General features: G+C 51.4%; 17 protein-coding genes. 3 read left to right on the top strand and 14 right to left on the bottom strand.

All coding sequences use genetic code 11. The features are described from left to right. Nucleotides 1–6: 6 nt before the first annotated feature. From OMQ46_RS01095 to amrS, 7 genes are all read right to left on the bottom strand, one after another. Nucleotides 7–723 carry a hypothetical protein gene (locus OMQ46_RS01095; RefSeq protein ID WP_266235115.1) on the bottom strand — a complete coding sequence of 239 codons (717 nt, stop codon included), beginning with the start codon at nt 721–723 and terminating at the stop codon, nt 7–9. Nucleotides 724–734: 11 nt separating this feature from the next. Then, on the bottom strand, nt 735–1,529 hold the full coding sequence (locus tag OMQ46_RS01090; RefSeq protein WP_266235113.1) for a gamma-glutamylcyclotransferase family protein: 795 nt from the start codon (nt 1,527–1,529) through the stop codon (nt 735–737). A 267-nt stretch (nt 1,530–1,796) separates the two neighbouring features. Further along, the gene (locus OMQ46_RS01085; RefSeq protein WP_266235111.1) at nt 1,797–3,380 is read right to left on the bottom strand and encodes a methyl-accepting chemotaxis protein; all 1,584 of its coding nucleotides are present in this window, start codon (nt 3,378–3,380) and stop codon (nt 1,797–1,799) included. Nucleotides 3,381–3,507: 127 nt separating this feature from the next. Further along, nucleotides 3,508–6,042, bottom strand: a complete 2,535-nt coding sequence (locus tag OMQ46_RS01080; protein WP_266235109.1) for an EAL domain-containing protein — start codon at nt 6,040–6,042, stop codon at nt 3,508–3,510. Nucleotides 6,043–6,123: 81 nt separating this feature from the next. Continuing rightward, the gene (locus OMQ46_RS01075; protein WP_266235108.1) at nt 6,124–6,552 is read right to left on the bottom strand and encodes a helix-turn-helix domain-containing protein; all 429 of its coding nucleotides are present in this window, start codon (nt 6,550–6,552) and stop codon (nt 6,124–6,126) included. Nucleotides 6,553–6,582: 30 nt separating this feature from the next. Further along, nucleotides 6,583–7,155, bottom strand: a complete 573-nt coding sequence (locus tag OMQ46_RS01070; RefSeq protein WP_266235107.1) for a DUF2726 domain-containing protein — start codon at nt 7,153–7,155, stop codon at nt 6,583–6,585. A gap of 11 nt (nt 7,156–7,166) precedes the next feature. Further along, nucleotides 7,167–8,273: an AmmeMemoRadiSam system radical SAM enzyme gene (gene amrS, locus OMQ46_RS01065; RefSeq protein ID WP_266235106.1), complete on the bottom strand. Its 1,107-nt coding sequence runs from the start codon at nt 8,271–8,273 to the stop codon at nt 7,167–7,169. A gap of 87 nt (nt 8,274–8,360) precedes the next feature. On the opposite strand from amrS, the gene amrB reads away from it, so the two are divergent. Together amrB and amrA are read left to right on the top strand one after the other, a co-directional pair. Further along, a complete protein-coding gene (gene amrB / locus OMQ46_RS01060) occupies nt 8,361–9,149 on the top strand; it encodes an AmmeMemoRadiSam system protein B (protein WP_266235104.1) in 789 nt (262 codons plus the stop codon). A gap of 2 nt (nt 9,150–9,151) precedes the next feature. Then, nucleotides 9,152–9,703 carry an AmmeMemoRadiSam system protein A gene (gene amrA / locus OMQ46_RS01055; protein ID WP_266235102.1) on the top strand — a complete coding sequence of 184 codons (552 nt, stop codon included), beginning with the start codon at nt 9,152–9,154 and terminating at the stop codon, nt 9,701–9,703. A 42-nt stretch (nt 9,704–9,745) separates the two neighbouring features. On the opposite strand, the gene OMQ46_RS01050 is transcribed toward amrA, so the two are convergent. The 3 genes from OMQ46_RS01050 to OMQ46_RS01040 all read right to left on the bottom strand — a co-directional run bounded on the left by OMQ46_RS01050 (nt 9,746) and on the right by OMQ46_RS01040 (nt 13,388). After that, the gene (locus OMQ46_RS01050) at nt 9,746–10,519 is read right to left on the bottom strand and encodes a TIGR01458 family HAD-type hydrolase (protein ID WP_266235101.1); all 774 of its coding nucleotides are present in this window, start codon (nt 10,517–10,519) and stop codon (nt 9,746–9,748) included. 77 nt (nt 10,520–10,596) lie between these two features. After that, nucleotides 10,597–12,063: a cryptochrome/deoxyribodipyrimidine photo-lyase family protein gene (locus OMQ46_RS01045; protein ID WP_266235099.1), complete on the bottom strand. Its 1,467-nt coding sequence runs from the start codon at nt 12,061–12,063 to the stop codon at nt 10,597–10,599. Next, nucleotides 12,063–13,388 carry a DASH family cryptochrome gene (locus tag OMQ46_RS01040; RefSeq protein ID WP_266235097.1) on the bottom strand — a complete coding sequence of 442 codons (1,326 nt, stop codon included), beginning with the start codon at nt 13,386–13,388 and terminating at the stop codon, nt 12,063–12,065. Before OMQ46_RS01040 ends, OMQ46_RS01045 begins: the two co-directional genes overlap by 1 nt. 51 nt (nt 13,389–13,439) lie before the next feature. Here OMQ46_RS01040 and OMQ46_RS01035 point away from each other — a divergent pair, with 51 nt between their 5' ends. Continuing rightward, nucleotides 13,440–13,838, top strand: coding sequence for a thiol-disulfide oxidoreductase DCC family protein (locus OMQ46_RS01035; RefSeq protein WP_266235095.1), 399 nt, complete (start codon nt 13,440–13,442; stop codon nt 13,836–13,838). On the opposite strand, the gene OMQ46_RS01030 is transcribed toward OMQ46_RS01035, so the two are convergent. Genes OMQ46_RS01030 through OMQ46_RS01015 form a run of 4 tightly spaced genes read right to left on the bottom strand, consistent with a single transcriptional unit; the run spans nt 13,839 to nt 19,698 of the window. Continuing rightward, nucleotides 13,839–15,794 (bottom strand): alpha-amylase family glycosyl hydrolase, encoded by a 1,956-nt coding sequence (locus OMQ46_RS01030; RefSeq protein ID WP_266235094.1) that lies wholly within the window; start codon nt 15,792–15,794, stop codon nt 13,839–13,841. Nucleotides 15,795–15,818: 24 nt separating this feature from the next. After that, nucleotides 15,819–16,694: a carbohydrate kinase family protein gene (locus OMQ46_RS01025; protein ID WP_266235093.1), complete on the bottom strand. Its 876-nt coding sequence runs from the start codon at nt 16,692–16,694 to the stop codon at nt 15,819–15,821. Beyond that, nucleotides 16,691–17,548: an HAD-IIB family hydrolase gene (locus tag OMQ46_RS01020; protein ID WP_266235091.1), complete on the bottom strand. Its 858-nt coding sequence runs from the start codon at nt 17,546–17,548 to the stop codon at nt 16,691–16,693. The genes OMQ46_RS01025 and OMQ46_RS01020 overlap by 4 nt, the downstream gene beginning before the upstream one ends. Continuing rightward, the gene (locus OMQ46_RS01015) at nt 17,545–19,698 is read right to left on the bottom strand and encodes an HAD-IIB family hydrolase (protein ID WP_266235090.1); all 2,154 of its coding nucleotides are present in this window, start codon (nt 19,696–19,698) and stop codon (nt 17,545–17,547) included. Before OMQ46_RS01015 ends, OMQ46_RS01020 begins: the two co-directional genes overlap by 4 nt. Nucleotides 19,699–19,791: the final 93 nt, after the last annotated feature.

Raw genomic sequence — 19,791 nt, 5'->3', positions numbered from 1 at the left:
ACCGCGCTAGACACCGAATAACCGGTTAAAGGTCGCGCTGTAGTCTTCGTGCGCCGTTTCCCTCAGAGGCTCGCCATGTCCGCAAAGTGCATGTTTGAAGTTCAGTGTTTTCAGTCGTAAAAAGTCTTCCCCGCCAGGTGCAGCCGCCTGACACCAGACCGGTCCCAGATTGGCGGGCGTGAAAAAACCCATCTCCTGCATCCGATCTCTGGAAGCATCAGAGAAAAATTCATCGTCTGAAATCCAGTTCTGCAGTGCATCACAGGCGATGAGGATGCCACCGTCTCGTTTAAGATGCAGAATACCTTCAGGGAGCCGCGTTGTCTGAAACTCAAACAATGAGGCATCGGAAATAGGCAACGGTCCCTCCTCACTGAGCGTATGAGTCACTGCCAGTGTATTGTCATTGGCAAGACCGGGTAAGGTCCAGTATCGAGCCTGATAGCGGTCCACATAGAAAGAATCATCACGACCATGTAAAGCACCAAGCCGTATGACATCGGTCACCTGTCCGAGACGCTCCAACTCCGCCAATCCCGTTTCATCAAGGCGAACCGTGTTGATGACGATCAGTCGTTCCCCCTCCCTGACCACGGTCATATTGCGACTAAAACACCAATCCAAATCCTGAAGCACGGTTTCCATCGCACCAGTAACGAAAAAAATATCCTGAAACACGGGCTCAAGATGTCCATGTGCCAGTGCGGGGCTAAATTGTTCCATTAATGCCCTCCTCAGGCCTGGTGGTGGTTGAATCGCCCCACATACCGATACTCTCTCGCATACTCATTCAGATAGCAGTTGAGATAGTGTTTCTGGATATCATTGAGACGGTCATGCAGGATATCGTCCAGACACTCATTACCATCACTGGTATCGAGCCGCTTGAGATGAAACAGTGTCATGTCCCGGCCCCCGAAGAAATGCTTGAGGTAATCATGTCTCGGGCGCGCCTGCGACATATCGAACACCGCTCCGTAAAGTGCCGTATAAAGTGGATGTCGAGACAGGGATTGATAATCAAATAGCGGAAAGTCACCACTGGGTGGTGTGAAAAGCGGGTACGCTTCAGGCTTGTGGACAGGATGACTTGACAGATCATGGATGTAATCAGCATCCAGCCCTGCCGAACGAGCCCCCTGAATTAACAAATTAAGATAACGCCGGCTGGGAAGACAGGTGTGATTAATAAATGCCGGCATGCCGATATAGACAAATGCCGGGACTCGCTCACCGTCGACCTCTACCTCAACAGTGATACGGTCATAGCCATGACCATAGGCTTCCATGGCATCCAGCGCTTCCAGCGCTTCATCAGGACACTCGTGAAGGACGCCCAGCACCCGTTCAATGGGATCTCCGGCGTACTCTATGTTGCCCACGCCCCCTTCATGACGAAAAAAATGTTCGACATTAAAACGAAGCTGCCACCCCCTTAAAATTGCGGGCCGAGAGGACAAAGGTTCTACGCCCTTTGCGCGCAGTGAGGTGATATTCATATTAGAGCCAAAGCCAAAATAGCGAAACATAGTGATTAGTACTTGTACAACGGGTATAGCTTCAGTCGGCGGCCGGCTTGAGGCACGCTGGCTAGCGGGTAGCAGCTGAATCCTGCCTTGACAGGATTGTACGGGAAATCGACTGGTCTGATCATGAGTCTTGCTATCCAGGCCCTGTTTGCCTGTTATTTAAGCCGTTGGGTGATACTTAATTACCATCCCATCTGGACCCGCTGCACTGCCATCAAAGACTGCCCGTGAAACCTGGCACCATGTGATTATGCTGTCAGCGGCTTATCAGGCCTGACTGAAGCGACGGATCATATTCAACAAGGCAGTTGATTCCCCAGCCAGGTTTTCGGCATTGGTATTAACCAGGTTGGCATTCGACACCACGCTTTCAGCGTCACTACTGATACGAACGACATTACGATTGATATCATCACTCACCGCACTCTGCTCCTCAACAGCCGTCGCTATCTGTGTGTTGAGATCGTTCAACTCCTGCACCTTGTCTTTGATAATGGAAACAGAGGTGATCGAGGCAGAAATATCTTCGCGGCTGGAAGAGGCGGTTTCCTGTGTTTTTTTCATACCGGCAACCACCTTGTCTACTGCCTGATCCAGTCTCTGGATCAAACCGGAGATTTCCTGTGTCGATTGTTGTGTCCGGCTCGCCAGTGAGCGAACCTCATCGGCAACGACGGCGAAACCGCGTCCATATTCTCCGGCTCGCGCTGCTTCGATGGCCGCATTCAGCGCCAATAAATTGGTTTGCTCAGCGATATCACTGATCACACCGATTATTGGATTGATGGCGTTGGAGTCATCCTCCAGCTCGGAGATGACACTGTTGATGTCACTGAAAGCGGTATCGAGGGAGCCCAGGCTGTTCACAGCGGTCGAGGCTTTTCGTTCACTGGATTTGGTCAACTCATCAACTTCTGAAGCCGTTGATGCTGCCTTACTGGCATTACTGGACACTTCCTGAATGCTGGAACTCATTTCAGTCATTGCCGTTGCCACTTGCTCTGTCTGTGAGGCCTGTGACTGAATCGACTCCATGATTGACTGTTGCGAGCTGAATGTATCTCTCGCTTCAGTATCAATCTTGCCCGCAGTGTCTCTGAGTCTGACCAATACCGTATTCAGTTTGGCCTGTGCTAATTTATTGACCAGAGAGAGCTGAGCGATTTCATCGTTGTTGCCCGTATAGACCATCGCCATCAGTGGATTATTAACCTCTTTACGCGCTTCTTTTAAAGCCCGATCCAGACTGGCAAACACCCATTTGTGCAGTAGTGCATAGGTACCGGCCCCAACCAGTACCGGCACAATCATCGGCAAGAAAAATGGCAGCGCTGCTACCAGATTCAGTTGGGAGGCTAACATTGTCAGCAGGCTCACCAACGCCACGCTCAACATCGTTTTATGTTTGAGACCGAAACGGCTGAAAACATTGCCAAGCCTGGGCTTTTTGCCTGCATTAATTTGCTGGTAGAGGGTTTGTGCCCGTTTGACATATTCTGCTTTGGGCGGTATCCGCACCGATTCATAACCCACAATTTGCTGGCGGTCAAAAATCGGGGTGACATAGGCATCAACCCAGTAGAAGTCACCATCTTTCCGGCGGTTTTTAACAATCCCCATCCAGTGGTCTTTCGCCTTGACGGTATTCCATAAATCTTCAAATGCGGCGGGGGGCATATCCGGATGTCGGATAATATTGTGATTTTTCCCTAACATCTCCTCACCGGGAAAACCGCTCACCTCTTCAAAGGCTGCGTTGAAACCGGTGATCGCCCCTTTCAGGTCGGTGGTGGAGATGAGTTCTTCCTCGAATGTGACTTCGTTGTCTGTGACGGGCAAATTTTTCTTCATTGTGCTTTCTACCTTATAACGAGCAATAAATGCTGATTACTTTTGTTTGCTCTGTGAGGTTATCGGCATCGATGACGCGCAATTAAATATTCTTCAAAAAAGAATCTGACTGCGGAAAGACAGTGATTCAGATATCGCTACTGGGCACAGGACGACCAAATAAATAGCCCTGAAACTGATGACAGCCCAGTTCTGTTAGACGCTCGGCTTGCTGTTGCGTCTCGACTCCTTCTGCAATAACGTTGAGTTCCAGGCTCTGACCCAGTGCGAGAATCGTTTTTATAATCGCTTCGTCATTTTGATTCTGGCCGAGTTCACGCACAAAAGACTGATCAATTTTTAATTGATGAATAGGCAATAATTTCAGGTAACTCAGTGAGGCATAGCCTGTACCGAAATCATCCAGTGAAAATCGAATACCCAGCGTCTGTAGCGTGTTCATCTTCTCAGCGACCTGTTCCATGTTATCGATAAGCAGGTTTTCAGTGACTTCGAACTTGAGCCTTGAGGCATCAATCCCGGATCGCCCGACCACCTGTTCGACATGTTCAACAAAACCGCTATGACGGAACTGCCGTGGACTGATATTAACGGCTAATGTCCAGTTATTTTTTTCTGGATCAGTTTCCCAGTCAGACAATATTTCACAGGCTTTCTCAACAACCCACTGCCCCAATGGAATAATCAAACCGCTATCTTCGGCAATGGGGATAAACTCGGCGGGTGATATGGTTCCCATCGTCGGGTGTTGCCAGCGAAGTAACGCTTCCATGCCTATGACCGTTTCCCTGTTGTCCACCTGGCACTGCAAATAAAGCGACATGTGCCGATGTTCGATAGCCTCACGCAGAGCCACTTCCAGCACACTGCGGCGTTTGATGGATTCCTGCATCTGTGGATTAAAAAAGCGTTGACTGTTTCGACCTTGATGTTTGGCTTCATGGAGGGCTAAATCAGCCAGCCTGACAATCCGCCCCGTCTGACCCTCAGCATCGCTGAACATGGCAATCCCGATACAGACTGTGGCGTTGTATGCACCTTTGCCGAGCTGATAAGGCGCTGATAACAGTTGTCGTATCTCTGTCGCTGCCGCTTCAGTGTAGTCTTTGCTATTACAGTCCCCGGGGATATCCAGCAAACAGGCAAACTCATCCGAGCTTGTCCTGAATACACGCATCGAGGTTTCATTGAAGGACATCAATCGTTGCGTGATTTGTCTCAGTAACTCATCACCCTGACCATGACTATGGGCTTCATTAATCAGTTTGAAGTCGTCGACATCGACCACCATCAGTGCGGCAGACATTGAGCTGTCCTCCTGAAGCTTTTTCTCGATACATCTGAACAGTTCAAAGCGATTTGGCAGCCCGGTTAATGGATCGGAGAATTCGAGTGTCTGCAGACGCTCATGCATTTTTTTGTTATCGGTAATATCGGTAGAAATGCCGCATAGGGCGTAAATGTGATCGTTGCTATCGCGAAGTGGTATTTTTACCGACAGGAAATGCCGCGTGGTTCCGTCACGCGTCTGACTGATCTCCTCTTCTTCAACCAGACGCTCACCCTCTTCCATCACCTTTAAATCATTCAGTCTGAGGTGTTGGCAGGTATCCGAATTAAAGATTTTTTCATCCGTTTCACCCATCAAATCTTCCGGTGTCAGACCTGTTAAATCAGCTATTTTCTGATTGATATAACGATAACGATGCTGACGATCCTTTATGTAAACAATGGCATCCAAACTGTTTAAGATGGTGTTGAGACGGTTCTCGCTTTCAAATAAGTCACGTGTTTTAAGATTGACCTGCTTACGTAGAACCTGATTGAACGTAACCACCAGGATGACAATAATGATCAGCGATGCCAGCAACCACCAGATAAACACAGGAATCGGATGCCGTGATGGCAGGGTCCACTTTGCCAGTACCTGGTAATAGACTGAGTCGGGCCTCGCCTTCCAGCGAATCAGATAGTCATCAATCACCTCAAGTGTGGCCGGGGCAAACTGGGGAGAAACAGCATAAAAGAGACGTGCCGGCTGAAATAGAATGGGCGTTGCATTGAGCGCCAATGCCCGCATTTTGTTGTTGCCATAATAGTGACTGGAGACCACGGCATCGGCCTCGCCACTGACCACTGCATTGAAAGCAGTATCAAGGTTATTGGTGCGCAACCAGTTTACCTTCAGAGAAAAATTACTGGCAAGGTTCTGCAGATAAGCTTCCTGGACTGACCCCTCGAGAACGGCCACTGTTTTACCATCCAGATCCAGTAGGTTCGCTAACCTGACATTACCCGCTGTATAAACTTGCGACCAACTTATCAAAGCCGGTTCAGTGTGAAACTGATAACGCTGTTGGCGCGACTGATTTTTAGCGACGTCCGGCAGTAAATCGATTTCGCCATTTTCCAGCATCTTCAGGCAAGCACGCCAGGTACAGGGAACAACTTCAATGCGCCAATTTTCTCGTCTGGCAATATGCATGAGCAGGTCGCCCAGGATACCGCTGGCTTCGCCCTGCTCACTCAGCGTTAACTTGGGCGAGTTTTCATACACGCCAACCCTTATCTGGTCGGGTTGGGCATAACTTGCGGTGGTCGTTGCCAGTAATATAAAGGCATAGAACAAGCCTCCGCCAACGACCCAATGGCGTGGTTTCACAATCGTCCCCTGAGATGCTCTTTGGCATCCTTATCCTGCTGCTGAGTGAGTGTGTTTCTCAGCAGTCATGTCGTTCAGCGTTTATTTTTTGTTTTTGGCCTTTTTCTTTTTCTTGTTTTTTTCTTTGGCCTTTTTATCTTTATTTTTGCTCTTATCTTTCTTGGCTTTTTTATCTTTCTTAGCTTTTTTCTTGTCTTTTTTGTCTGACTTTTTCTTGGTTTTTTCAGTCTTTGACTCAACAGCAGGTTCAACTGTCTCGGCTGAGACTTCATCAACAGCCGTCAATGCTTTAAGTCTCAGTTTGCGAAATCGGGTCACAATATATTTGACCTGCCCCAGAGATAAGCCGCTCGTGGCTGCAGCCATGCTCTGTGTCTGGCCTTCGTGTATCGCAAGTAAAGCTGCTGCACGCTGATTATCACTGAGTTGAGATGCTGCCAGTTGTTTGCAAGCAGTAACTTCACGAGGCTTGAGTAATTTTGGTGAATGTTTGTTATCGCTGACAGCCATGATCAATCCTTCAAAAGCCAATAAACAGGTTTAAACGTCAAGCCCGGCTTGATGCCGTTTTTCATCACGCTGGCCTGGGTCCAGATAGACTCTGACATCCTCCGCAGCGTCCTCGTCGAGCAAAATGGTCGGCTCCAGTTGCGTGATAATTTTCTGGCGAAGCTGCTTGTCGCTCAAAGCATTATGAACATCAAGAATAAGAAATGGCAACTTACTCTGCTGACAGATCTGCCGGATAAATTGCTGCCTGCTACCCAATGTGCCGTGATGTATCAGAATCAACACACAGGCAATTTTACTGGTGTTTTTTTCGGTCAGCACAAAATCTGTCGTTGTGGTTTGAATTTTCAGCCGCAGGTCTTCTGCCTCTCCGGCTGCGTCGGATTCGGTGACCAGCAGATCAGTAAGGCGGATGTGCGGAAATACATCATAGTCCTCACCCACAGCCCGCTCAAGCTGTAATTTGAAGTCACGCAGTAAGCTGTCCATCAGCGTTTTCCTGGGGCGTAGACTGACTGGTGCAGGGTTGTGTCGCCGGTATAACCTGATCCCCACCCAGAGCATCAGTAACAGGGCAATCAAAGACAGGCCAAACCACAACATCGCATCTCCTTTTAATCTGCACGCATATCCACTACCACACGTTTGGCGCCCCACTGGCCGGGCAGAGACTCGAAAACACCGGCACAGGGTGTTCCACAGCTGAGACAATGTCCGTTGTCATCCAGTTGCCAGGCAGACAACTGATACCAGTCCCGACCTATCAGCAGGCTGCCACAGTGATGACACCAGGTACTGTCTGCCTGTCTGTCATGCATATTGCCGACATAGGCATAGCGAATCCCCTGTGCGAGGGCGATATCTCTCGCTCTGCGGACAGTTTGAGTTGGTGTTGAGGCTTTGTCCATCATTTTCCAGTCGGGGTGAAACACACTGAAATGCATCGGTACGTCATTACCCAGATGTGACACCACCCACTGACACATCTCGGTCACTTCATCTTCAGAATCGTTCTCTCCCGGTATCAGCAGCGTGGTGAGTTCAAACCAGACATCGGTTTCATGCTTGAGATACTCAAGAGTCTCAAGTACCGGCTGTAAATGCGAACCGGTGATCTTTTTGTAGAAACGTTCACTGAAAGCTTTCAGATCGACATTGGCCGCATCCATCCAGCTATAAAACTCGCGCCGGGGTTCCGCGGTGACATAGCCGGCCGTCACTGCCACCGTTTTAATACCCTGCTGCCGACACGCCTGAGCCACATCAATCGCGTACTCATGAAAGATCACCGGATCGTTATAGGTAAAAGCAATACTCCGACAACCCAGTTGTCTGGCCTTATCAGCCAACATTTCAGGCGTGGCCAGGTCCATCAAACTGTCCATTTGCCTGGATTTACTGATATCCCAGTTCTGACAGAACTTACAGGCCAGATTACAGCCGGCAGTGCCAAACGACAGTACGGGTGTGCCGGGCAGAAAATGATTCAGCGGTTTTTTCTCTATCGGGTCGATCACAAAAGCGCTGGAGCGGCCCCAGCTCGTCAATACCACTTGTCCCTGGTAATTGGCACGCACAAAACAGAGTCCGCGCTGACCTTCGTGCAACTTGCAGAATCGCGGGCACAAATCACATTGTACCCGGCCATCATCCAGACCATGCCAGTAGCGGGTAGCAACGGCATCGGGAAATGCTTCGCCCTGGTTGAAATTCTGATTCATATCGCAGCTCCATTCATCGGAGATATTGCAATAAATTATTGATAAGCTGATACTTATCCATGTTACGCCGACAAGCGGAGGGTTACCATGGAAATCGTTCGCCCCAGTGCCGTCGCCGGCCTGTTTTACCCGGCAGATGCACAGAAACTCAGCAGTATGATTGCCCGAAATCTGCAGGCCAGCTCAACGCTGACTGAGCTTGTCCCAAAAGCCTTGATAGTTCCCCACGCGGGTTATGTTTATTCCGGTCAGGTCGCTGCCTGTGCCTATAAACAGCTGGCGTCTCTCAAAGCCATTATCAAACGGGTAGTCTTGATTGGTCCGTCTCACCGGGTACCCTTTGATGGCCTCGCCGTGTCGTCGGTTGACTGGTTCGAAACCCCGATGGGCCTGATTGCGGTAGACCGTCACGCTGAAAGTCAGATCATGAACATTGATGGCGTACACGTGCTGGAACAGGCCCATGCTCGAGAACACAGCCTGGAAGTCCAGTTACCCTTTCTGCAGTATCTGCTGGAAGATTTCAAAATTGTGCCTATTGTCGCCGGACATGCCAGTCCCAAACTGGTTTGTGAGGTGCTGGATAAGCTCTGGGGTGGCCCGGAAACACTGATCGTGATCAGTTCGGATTTAAGTCACTATCTCGACTACGAGAGTGCTCGCGAAATCGACGCCGAGACGTCACAGGCCATTATCAGTATGGATAACCACGTCATTGACGGCTATCACGCCTGTGGCAGTGTCGGCATTAACGGTCTTTTGCTCTACGCACGCCAGCATCAGATGCAGGGCCAGATACTGGATTTGAGAAATTCCGGTGATACAGCCGGTAAACGAGACAGTGTGGTGGGTTACGGCGCCTACTTGTTCCAGTAATCATGATTCCCCGGCCCGAACGCTACCTGTTACGTAAAATCGCCCGCGATGCCATCAAACACGGACTCAGGCATGACGTCGTCATGCCATTGGAGCTGGACAGCCTGCCCCGCAAAGTCACTGTAGAGGGGGCCAGTTTTGTCACGCTCTACCTTGCCGGTGCTTTGCATGGCTGCATCGGAACACTCGATGCTCACCGTCCGCTGGCAGCCGATGTCGCGGCTAATGCCTTCTCGGCAGCATTTCGAGACCGGCGCTTCGAGCCAGTGACAGAACAGATTGTTGATGAACTGGATATTCATATAGCCGTACTAAGTAAGCCTGAACCCATTAACTGTCAGTCCGAAGCAGCACTGCTAAGTCTGCTCAAGGCCGGTGAAGATGGTTTGATTCTGGAGGATCAACAGCATCGGGCCACCTTCCTGCCTGCTGTCTGGGACGCATTGCACAGTCCGGAGCAATTTGTCGCCGCATTGAAACGTAAGGCTGGCCTGCCGGCCGATTACTGGTCGGAAACCCTTCGCTGTTATCGCTATCATACAGAAAGCTTTTAGGGTGCTGATATCCCGGACATTGATCAGCCCAACGCGTTTGAATCAGGTCTCAGCCGCCTCACGGCTCTGATAAAAAACATCTCTGATAGCGTCCACAACCGAATCTGCCACCGCGGCCTGACCAGCCTTGCTTTCATCGCCGGGCAGGTATTTGCCGGTTCGCACCAGGCAGGCCTGCAGACCGGCTTGCATCGCACCCATCACATCGGCCTCGACATCGTCACCGATCATCAGTACCTCTTCAGCTTCACAGCCCAATGAATGTACCGCGGCCTGAAAAAAGCCGGCCGCGGGTTTGCCCAGAATCTCGGCTTTAATATCGGCAGCGTATTCGAGGGCATCGATAAACGGGCCAGCATCGAGTTGCAGCTGTCCCTGACTTTTGAAATAACGGTTCCGGCCGATTCCCAGTAAGGGCGCCCCATCGATCAGCAGTGAAAATGCTTTGTTCAAGTGCGCATAATCAAATCGATCGGCGGCATCCGCAATCACGACGGCATTGGGATCCTGCTGGTTGATATCCTGAAATTCAGCTTCGAGATCCGGGTGAATCAGACAATAAGGTCGCAGTCCACGCTGCGCACAGACCTGTTTCACTGCCAGCGGGGCAGTAAAGATAGCCGATTGGCTAAGGTCAAAGTCCATTGTTCTCAGGCTGTTGAAAATCTCTTTACTGGTTGAACGTGAGGTGTTGGTGACAAACCGCATCGGCACCGACTGTTGCTGCAAAGTCGCGATCAACTCAACGGCACCGGGTATCGGTCGTTTATCCACATGTAAGACACCGCTGATATCAAATAGAATCGCCTTGAGCATCACAAAGACCTCCCTTCTGTGAAAGCGACAATTTTAGTATGCGCCTGCCCTACCTCAGACTCAAATCAGATTGATCCTCAGCGTGAAGGCGGTCTCACATGGATCTTCAGAATTCGCTGGTTTTCCTGCTGCACCCGGGGATGTTTACGCCAGGACCAGAGCAGATCGCGTGCCCGCCGGGCACAGTGCTGATAATCAATAATCGGCTCGGGGTAATCCTGACCGAGCGTGACTTGATACATCTGCTGTTCCATCGGCGTCATCTGCCAGGGCATATGCAACAGGTCGTCGGGCAATTCTGTCAGCTCCGGACACCACTGGCGGATGAATACACCGTCGGGGTCCTGCTCCTGGCTTTGTTTTATCGGGTTATAGATGCGAATGGTATTGGTACCGGTCACCCCGGCCTGCATCTGGAACTGGGGATAATGAATACCGGGCTCAAAATCGAGAAACAAGCGTGCCAGATGGGTTACACCATGCCGCCAGTCAATTAGAAGATGGTGACTGAGGAAACTGGCCAGCATGGCGCGCATCCGGAAGTTAATATAGCCGGTGTGATGCAGGCAACGCATACAGGCATCGACCAGAGGAAAGCCGGTTTTGCCCTGCTCCCAGGCAGCAAGGTCCTGCTGAACCCTGGCATCATCGCGATAGGGAAAGTCCTGATAACCACGGTTAACCGGCCTGAATTCCATCTCGCACTCACTTTCAAACTTCTGCATGAAGTGACAATGCCAGTGTAAACGTGAGGATAAGGCGACCAGACTTCGACGCCAGCCCCGATCCTGCCAGTGACTCAGCAGATGCTGATACATTTCCCGCAAACTGATATTGCCCCAGGCCAGATAGGCTGACATCCGGCTACAGGCTTCGCGGCTGGCAGAAGGGCTTGATAAACGACGGTAATAATCCTGGCCCCGGCCCTGGTAGAAATTCTCCAGTGTCCGCCAGGCTGCCTCGCTGCCACCCGCCTGAAATGAGCCCTTACGCCGGGTCCAGGTCAAAGGCGGTTGCCAGTCTGGCTCAGACAGTCCGCTCACCGTCTGCAGCCGCTCCCAGTCCGGCTGCTGCAGGTCTGCCCGCATCACCCGTTGCCAGTGTTTATCCCAGTCATCACGATTGGCCTTGGCACGTGCCACCGCGCCTGTCTCAAACTCCTGCCAGTGGACACCGTTTTGTTGACACCATGCTGCCACTTGCCGATCACGCGCATAAGTATTGGCGAGTCCGATTTCCTGATGACTGAAAATCTGTTTAATGTCGACATCTGCACTAAGCCAGTCGAGCAGCTGCGGCATCTCCGCCTGGACAATCAGCAGCTGATGCCCCGTTTTATTGAGCGCGTGCTGCATCTCTGTCAGTGACTCCCAGACAAAGCGCCAGTGGCGTAGGCTGTAATGCGGGTCTGCCAGCAGCATGGGCTCGATGACATAGAACAGCAAAGCCGGTAAATCAGATTGAGACGCCGCTTTCAGCGGGGCATGGTCGCTCAAGCGTAAGTCCCGCTTAAACCAGACCAGATTAACAGCGCGTTGTGACATCAGCTTTTTTTGGGTGGCAGTATTGGCCAGTCTGCCGCATCCACAGAATCCAGCTGTGTGCTGGTCACCTCCCCGTGCCACTTGCGAACAAATTGGCCGTCGGGATCATACTGACGGGATTGCTTGTCGATATTGAAATGACGCCCACCACGTGGATCCATGCCGACACCAGCAATGTACTGCCAGTTACCCCAGTTGGCAGCCACATCGTAATCAATCAGTTGCTGCTCGAAATAAGCCGCGCCAAACCGCCAGTCGAGCTGGAGCTCATTGATGAAACAACTGGCTACAATCTGTCGACCGCGATTGCTCATATAGCCGGTTTGGTTGAGTTGTTTCATCAGGGCATTCACGAGGGGGTAAGGCGTATTGCCATGGCACCATTTCTGATAGCGCTCAGGATAAAAACAACAACGCACGTTTTTGTTCGCTACACCGCCTGCGCGGAATAATTTGTGCCCGAGCGTGTGTGCGACCCATTGAAAATACTCGCGCCAGAGCAGTTCGAAATATATCCAGTAAGTGGATTCATTCGCCGTTTCCTGCATTTCGTAACGTTTGAGTCTATGCACAAGCCGACGCACGGAAACACTGCCATTAGCCAGCCAGGCAGAAAACTTGGTGGAGTTATGCCAGCCGTCGAGCTCATTACGCCAGCTTTTGTAATGAGCCGGATCACTGCTGGAAAAGTAGGTTTCCAGATGCGCCAGCGCCGCGCTTTCTCCACCTTCAAACGCCGCTGTTGTTTTGGGTTTGACCAGCACGGCTTCCGACTCTGCACTGAGACGTTCGATAGCTGGCGGTAAGGTTTTGGGCATCACCAGCGGTGGATCGACATCGATATTTTCCACCTGTTTGCGAAACTGGCTGAACGTGCCGGGTAGATTGTCAAGAGAGAACGGTAACTGTTCGGGACGAAACAGGGTGTGTGATGGCAGTGATTCAAACCGCAACCGGGGAAAGTCGGCTTTCAAGTGCTGCCACTGGCGGTTTTCAAACACACCGACATGCTGACTGCGATAGACGGCGCCGACATCGAAGCGGCTGATCAGACTGGAGATAATCTCGACCGGATCGCCACTGAGAATCACCAGCGACTGTCCCCGTTTGGCCAGTTGAGCAGACAGATCCAAGAGTGTCTGATTCATGAACTGGCGTCGGTTTTCGCCCATCGGCTTGGCATTGAAACCGGTCGGTCTGTCCCACTGGCTGTCAATACAGAACAGACAAATCAAACGCTCGCAATTCAGACTGGCTTCCAGCAAAACCGGGTTGTCATGAACACGGCAGTCATGATTGAACCAGACAAGTCCTGTTTTGATCATATTTTTACGCTCTCAGTGAGATGATGCACTCGTAGTTATAGGAACCTAAGCATGTCTGAACAAACCCAATTGACTGTATTTTATGATGGCCATTGTCCACTCTGTGTGAAGGAAATCAGGGCCATGAAACGCGCTGACAAAGAGAATTTGCTGCAATTGGAGAATATACACGCCAGCGATTTCAGTCAGCGCTACCCCGAAGTAGACCCCGTTGAAGCGGATAAGCTTTTACATGCCATAGACCACAACGGTGAATGGCTGACCGGCCTTGATGTAACGGTCAAAGCCTGGCAGTTGGTCAGGCGTCATCGCTGGCTTGGCGTATTACGCTGGCCAGTGATTCGGCCCGTGGCTGATGGATGTTATCGGTTTTTTGCCCGCTATCGCCAGCAAATCGCTTTTCTGTTAACCGGCCAGCGGCGTTGTGATCGCTGTGTAGATGACGCCTGATCAACCTTCCCGCAGCCAGTAAAAGCTGAATGGTGGTATCACCAGCGTGTCATTGAAGCCATCGGGCTGCTGGCCGCTGTAGAGGTCATAAAGCTGACCATACTGTGGGTCACCCCAGCCTATCAGGGTATCCAGTTTCAGATGCTGCGGTTTGTCATTAAAGTTGGCCACCACCAGCACTTTGTCATGCTGTCGGGTGATGTTGTAGCGCTCAAACACGAATAAGTGTTCATTGCCGACATCAAGCAGTTCACGATTATTAAAGTCGGCAAAAGCATCAATTTCCTTACGCACCGCGATCATGCGTTTCAGTGCCGAGAATATCTCATACTGATAATGGCCGGGCTGATTGCGCAGCTCGGCCTTTTCCCAATCGATTACCGGGCGATGGACCCAGCGGGAATCGCCTTTTTTATGGGGATCGGACAGGAACGAAACATCATTGATGGTGCCCAGCTCATCACCATAATAAAGCAAGGGAATGCCGCCGAAAGACATGATGAGACTGTGCAGCAGCAGAATGATTTTAATCGCATTGTCTTCGGCCTCGAGGTCACCATTTTCAACGGCATATTCCAGCCCGACCAGCGAAGCCAGAGACCCGGAGATACGGGCATCGCCGGTTTTCTCATTCTCACCAAACGGCAAGCCCCGGGCATGGGAATTATCGTAACGCCCCATAAAGTAATCGATTAAAAACTTGCGGTGACCGGCAGGCTCATAGCCCACCAGTTCTATATCCCGGTCATCAAAACCGAGACCGATATCATCATGGCAGCGGATGTAGTTCAGCCAGGTGGCCCGCTCCAGCTTGACCGGCAGGCTCTTGATACCCTGGTTCAGCAGATTGGCATTCTTGGTTGCCACCGCATCCCACATCAGCGCCATGAAGGTGGCGTTGTAGGCTATCTCGCATTCCTTGGCAATCACGGCGTCCTCGCCAAAATATTTGGTCACTTCTACCGGCGCGACAATAGCCTCGGCAATATACAAGACACCCGGCGCGGTCACCTGACAACAGTCTTTGAGCAGCTGCAGGATCAGATGTGCCTCGCGTTCATTCTGGCAGGTACTGCCGATTTTCTTCCATAAGAAAGCCACCGCATCCAGACGCAGAATATCGGCGCCCTGATTAGCCCAGAACAGAATCACGTCCAGCATCTCGATGAACACTGCCGGATTGGAATAGTTGAGATCCCACTGGTAGTTATTAAACACCGTCATGACCCAACGGCCCATATCCTCATCCCAGGTGAAGTTACCGGGCGAAGTTTCGGGAAACACTTCTGGCATGCTCTGCTCGAACATGTCCGGCACATTGCGGCTCTCGAACGTGTAGTAATAATCCTGGTAGGTTTTGTCACCCTGACGGGCTTTCTGCGCCCACTCGTGTTCATTGGAAGTGTGATTCAGCACCACGTCCATCGTCAGCAGCATATCCCGCTCGTGCATGGCGCGGGAGAGATGCAGCAGATCGTCAATCGTCCCGGCTCTGTCGTCGATCTCACGGAAATCACTGACCGCATAGCCGCCATCACTGCTGCCTCGCGGACACTGCATGATGGGCATGATGTGGACCATGTTCACCCCCAGTTCCTGGAAGTAGTTCAGATGGCTTTCCATGCCTTTCAGATCACCGGCAAAGCCGTGACTGTAAAGCGCCATGCCCACCCAGTTCTGACTCAGAAACCAGTTATGATCGGCTTCTCGTTCAATATCCCGCTTGCGCAGGTCTTCAGGCCGGCGGATATATTGCCAGGCCATGGTCTCAACCAGCCGCTGAGCCTGTTGCTGGAAATCATCGCGGGCGCCATAAAGCCGCTCAAACAGGGAGTGAATCGCATAAAAGTTCGCGCCCAGCCTTGTGTAGAAATAGCGTAAATCCTGTTTGGATATCCCTGCTTCGATCTCATTGAGAATATCGTTGAGCAGTTTGTGAGCCTGTTGTTCGTACATAAATGCTTATTTAGCTTTTTCCGGTTAAAGTTTGATATGGCGATAAAATTCCGGATCGTCGGTGATGGCCCCACGCAGTCCTACCACTTTCGACGCAAAGGCCTGGGCTTCATGGAGGGTGGTATCGATATCCCAGTCATGCAGGAGCCCGTGCAGGTACATCGCGGTGAACGCATCACCGGCACCGACCGAATCCACCACCTGTTCATTCAGCGTCGGTTTAACCAGATGAAACTCTCCGTCCGTATCTCTGACAATTGCCCCTTTCTCGCCACAGGTGACAATCAGCTGATCCAGGTGAAAATGGGTGTGCATCCGGGTCATATCCTGGTGTAAATCGGCGCTGCGGAACCCCAGTTCAGCCAGTTCATGCTGGTTCAGTTTGACCCATTGTGCCTGTTCGAGCCATTGATAGACATCTTCTTTCTGCCACCACGGGCTGCGCAGGTTCACATCAACGAAAATAGCATAATCCGGGTTTTCACTAAGTTTCTGCAGGGTCTGATGACTGATTTCACTACGCGCTGCGAGGGAGCCATGATAAAAGATCCCTTTCGCCGGCAGGTCATTAATCGCCGGGTAATCGATAAAATCCCAGGCGCTGCCCTGGGCAATATCATAGGCTGGCTCGCCATCATTAAAACTGACGTTGACCCGCCCCGTCGGATGACGCTTATCCTGCTGTAAGGTCGCCGCTGACAGCCCCCAATCCGCGACCGCCTGCTGGATTCGCGCTCCCAATTCGTCATGACCGATACGACTGATGAAGACCGGTTGGTCGCCCATGGCCTGCAAGTGCCAGGCAACATTGAACGGGGCGCCACCCAGTTTCTGCTCACCATCGGGAAAACAGTCAAACAGGACTTCTCCGAATACGGTTATCGGTTTTGGATATGTCATGACAGTTTCTCTGTGTTGCTTGTCTCTGCGAAATAAGGCGAATAATGGAAAATCCCCTGCAATACGCCGGCTGAATAATTACCGTTGTGCTTGTGCGGCTCATTGGTAGCGAGATAAAGCGCCTCGCTGTGACCATTGTGCTGGGATAACTGCTGTGCGGCTTTTTTAATCTCATCACTGGCATTCGCCACCAGTACTGACTGGATCTGACTGGTCAGCACCGGCAGATCATTTCCGCTATCGCCCGCAAAGATGACCTCGCTCAGGTTGTAACCCAGTTTCTTCTGCAAAAACTCAATCGCATGCAGTTTAGTGGCATGACGCGGCAAGACATCAAGCAACCCCACATTTTTCGGTTCATCGACGCTCCAGAGAATACTGGCATCCACATCCGCTTCACTCAGGAAAGCCTCGATGCGGGCAATAATGCTGTCTTTGTCCAGGTATAAAGGCAGGTAATAACTGAGTTTGTGTGTGTTCTGTTTACTGCTTTCCTGCAGACGCAACTCATTGATTGGCTTGAGGATCGCTTTCAACTGTGCATGGGTTTTACCATGCCAGTCCTGATCGATTTCCGCTTCCCAATCAGCCATTTGCTGCCAACTGCCTTTCCCTATCTGATAAATCTTGGTGCCCACATCCGTAATGGCGAAATCCGGCGCTGGCAGCGCATAATTCTTGATCGCACGCTTGACCAGCGACACATGGCGGCCGGTCACATATACCAGCTTGACATCAGGCCTGCGGCAGAATTGATTGAATTCACGCCGGGCATCGGGCGGTTCCGGCTGAAAGCCGTTGGGGATGACAGTCCGGTCCATATCGGTACAAAGCAAGAGTTGGGCTTGTTTCATGATTGTGCTTTCTTGTTTGTGACGAGTTCGAAAAACTGGTAGTGAGCCAGGGCTTCCAGAATGCCAGCCGCATGCGATTGGGTGGCAAAGTAGATTCGGTCGGTATCGACCAGTTGCGATAATTCTTCATGATGACGGTTGGCGACAACGGCTGCCAGTGTATTACCGCGCATCATATCCTCATCCGCACCGGAGCCACCAACCACCAGAATATGCTCCAGCGGTATCTGCCAGCGATCCGCCACATAGCGTAATGCCATGCCTTTGGAGGCACGAATCGGCAGAATATCGAGGTACTGACCGAAAGCCAGCTGGGCATGTACAGACTGTTCTTCCTGGTGTAGCAGACGCTTGATATCCTCGATATCCGCTTCTTCCGGATCAATGTAGTAGCTCAGTTTGAAGCGGCTCTGCTCTGACTTGGGCTGTTTCTCCAGCCCCGGGTAATCATCCAGTAACGGCCTGATTTTATGTGGGGTCCAGTGGTAATCGATATGCTCGGCCCAGCCTTTATCCGGAGTCAGCTTGGGCGCGTAGTAGATTTCGGTACCGGAACTGGTGATCAGGATATCGGGCTCTGGAATCTGGTGTTTTTTCATCACCCGCAAGGCCACATCCAGACGACGGCCGGTAGCGATGGCAAACTTGGTGGTTTTGCGGTTCACCCGCAATAAACTCAACAGTTCCTGTAAAGCCTCATCGTTACCAATCAGATTCAGATCCAAATCACTGACCAACGCCCGCTCGGCGTACATCTGACTGGTACGTTCCAGCGGTTTGCGCTGAAGAAAGTCAGCGCGCTCAGCAATCGGTCTGACCAGTTGCAGATAACGTTCGGCATGCGCCTGCCAGGAATAGTGTTTGGCCACGCCATCCAGACCCTGTCGTGAGTACAGATTCCAGGTGGCGTTATCTGTCAGCAGCTTTTTCAAGGCGCCGGTGATAGTGCTGGCTTCCAGCGGATCAATCAGAAAACCGTTATGACAATTACCGATAATATCCCTGGGCCCGCCGTCTTCCGTCGCGACAATCGGCAGACCGGAAGCCGCCGCTTCAATCAGGGTCAGGCCAAAGGGTTCTGTCAGAGCCGGATTAACAAAGACGCCACCGGAAGCCGCTGCAATGCGGTATATCAATGGTACCTGCTCGCGTTTGTGATGTTTGGGTAAGGCGACTTTGCCGTAAAGATCATAACGATCGATTGCCACCAGCAAATCGTGAAACACTTCCTGAGCACCATGTTCCAGATCATCAATATCGTCACGGTTGCCGGCAATGATGACCAGATTGGCCAATCTCTGCAACTCATCCGACTCACCATAGGCCTCAACCAGAACAGCAATATTTTTTCGTTTATCCGGTCGGGATAAAGCCAGGATGATAGGTTTATCAGGTTCAGTCAGGTGGGCTGTAAGATAAGTGAATAAATCATCTTCCAGTTCGCCACCAACCGGTGGCTTGAACTGGGTGATATTGGTGCCGGGCGGTATGACACGCATCTGCTCGGGCTGATAATGATCGTAGATTTCGTATTGCTCTTCGATTTCCTGATGCGTACTGGTGATGACCCGTTCTGCGGTTGCCAGTGTGATTTCTTCAGCTTCGACCCGGCGCGACATATTGTAGAGCGTCTCGATTTGCTCGGCGCTGAGCCCGCTGGCCAGCAAACGCCGGCGTTTGACCCGGCCCAGAGAGTGGCCGGTATGAATCAGTGGCACACCCAGCAGATTAGCCACATGCGCACCGACAAAGCCGCCGTCGGCGTAGTGACTGTGAATCAGATCCGGAAACTGATTCTGGTCGCGGAAAAAGTCGGCGAGATTATCGGCAAAGACATCGAGATGGTCCCAGAGATGTTCTTTATAGATGTATTCATCGGGACCGGCATCTATTCTGACAATGCGAAATTTATCGTTAATAATTTCAACCGGTTCCGAATAGTCAGGAGAGATATGTTCATCGTTGATGCGGCGGGTGATCAAATCCACCTGGGCGACATCCGGCCTTTCCGATAGCGCCTGAGCCAACTCAAGCACATACAAGGTCTGTCCACCGGTATCAGCATCTCGCCCCAGTTCCAGGTTGGTGCCACGGATGAGCCCGTGAACACTGACGAGGGCAATGTAGATAGGTCCCGGTTGGTCGCTCATTAAGATTGATTCTCCGTTATTGATGTCTGACGCGCCGACTGGATGCGATGCGTTGATCATGGATCCTGAATCTACTATAGCATCCCTGCGTGC

The organism is Methylophaga sp. OBS1 (assembly GCF_026319365.1).
This window is presented reverse-complemented; position numbering and strand designations above follow the sequence as displayed.

What these genes read in the sequence shown, in the direction of transcription:
- OMQ46_RS01070 (WP_266235107.1), bottom strand. Translation starts at nt 7,155, where the DNA reads ATGTTGTGGTTTGGCCTGTCTTTGATTGCCCTGTTACTGATGCTCTGG.
- OMQ46_RS01090 (WP_266235113.1), bottom strand. Translation starts at nt 1,529, where the DNA reads ATGTTTCGCTATTTTGGCTTTGGCTCTAATATGAATATCACCTCACTG.
- OMQ46_RS01040 (WP_266235097.1), bottom strand. Translation starts at nt 13,388, where the DNA reads ATGATCAAAACAGGACTTGTCTGGTTCAATCATGACTGCCGTGTTCAT.
- OMQ46_RS01045 (WP_266235099.1), bottom strand. Translation starts at nt 12,063, where the DNA reads ATGTCACAACGCGCTGTTAATCTGGTCTGGTTTAAGCGGGACTTACGC.
- OMQ46_RS01030 (WP_266235094.1), bottom strand. Translation starts at nt 15,794, where the DNA reads ATGTACGAACAACAGGCTCACAAACTGCTCAACGATATTCTCAATGAG.
- OMQ46_RS01015 (WP_266235090.1), bottom strand. Translation starts at nt 19,698, where the DNA reads ATGAGCGACCAACCGGGACCTATCTACATTGCCCTCGTCAGTGTTCAC.
- OMQ46_RS01025 (WP_266235093.1), bottom strand. Translation starts at nt 16,694, where the DNA reads ATGACATATCCAAAACCGATAACCGTATTCGGAGAAGTCCTGTTTGAC.
- OMQ46_RS01095 (WP_266235115.1), bottom strand. Translation starts at nt 723, where the DNA reads ATGGAACAATTTAGCCCCGCACTGGCACATGGACATCTTGAGCCCGTG.
- OMQ46_RS01035 (WP_266235095.1), top strand. Translation starts at nt 13,440, where the DNA reads ATGTCTGAACAAACCCAATTGACTGTATTTTATGATGGCCATTGTCCA.
- OMQ46_RS01075 (WP_266235108.1), bottom strand. Translation starts at nt 6,552, where the DNA reads ATGGCTGTCAGCGATAACAAACATTCACCAAAATTACTCAAGCCTCGT.
- OMQ46_RS01020 (WP_266235091.1), bottom strand. Translation starts at nt 17,548, where the DNA reads ATGAAACAAGCCCAACTCTTGCTTTGTACCGATATGGACCGGACTGTC.
- amrB (WP_266235104.1), top strand. Translation starts at nt 8,361, where the DNA reads ATGGAAATCGTTCGCCCCAGTGCCGTCGCCGGCCTGTTTTACCCGGCA.
- OMQ46_RS01050 (WP_266235101.1), bottom strand. Translation starts at nt 10,519, where the DNA reads ATGCTCAAGGCGATTCTATTTGATATCAGCGGTGTCTTACATGTGGAT.
- OMQ46_RS01085 (WP_266235111.1), bottom strand. Translation starts at nt 3,380, where the DNA reads ATGAAGAAAAATTTGCCCGTCACAGACAACGAAGTCACATTCGAGGAA.
- amrS (WP_266235106.1), bottom strand. Translation starts at nt 8,273, where the DNA reads ATGAATCAGAATTTCAACCAGGGCGAAGCATTTCCCGATGCCGTTGCT.
- amrA (WP_266235102.1), top strand. Translation starts at nt 9,152, where the DNA reads ATGATTCCCCGGCCCGAACGCTACCTGTTACGTAAAATCGCCCGCGAT.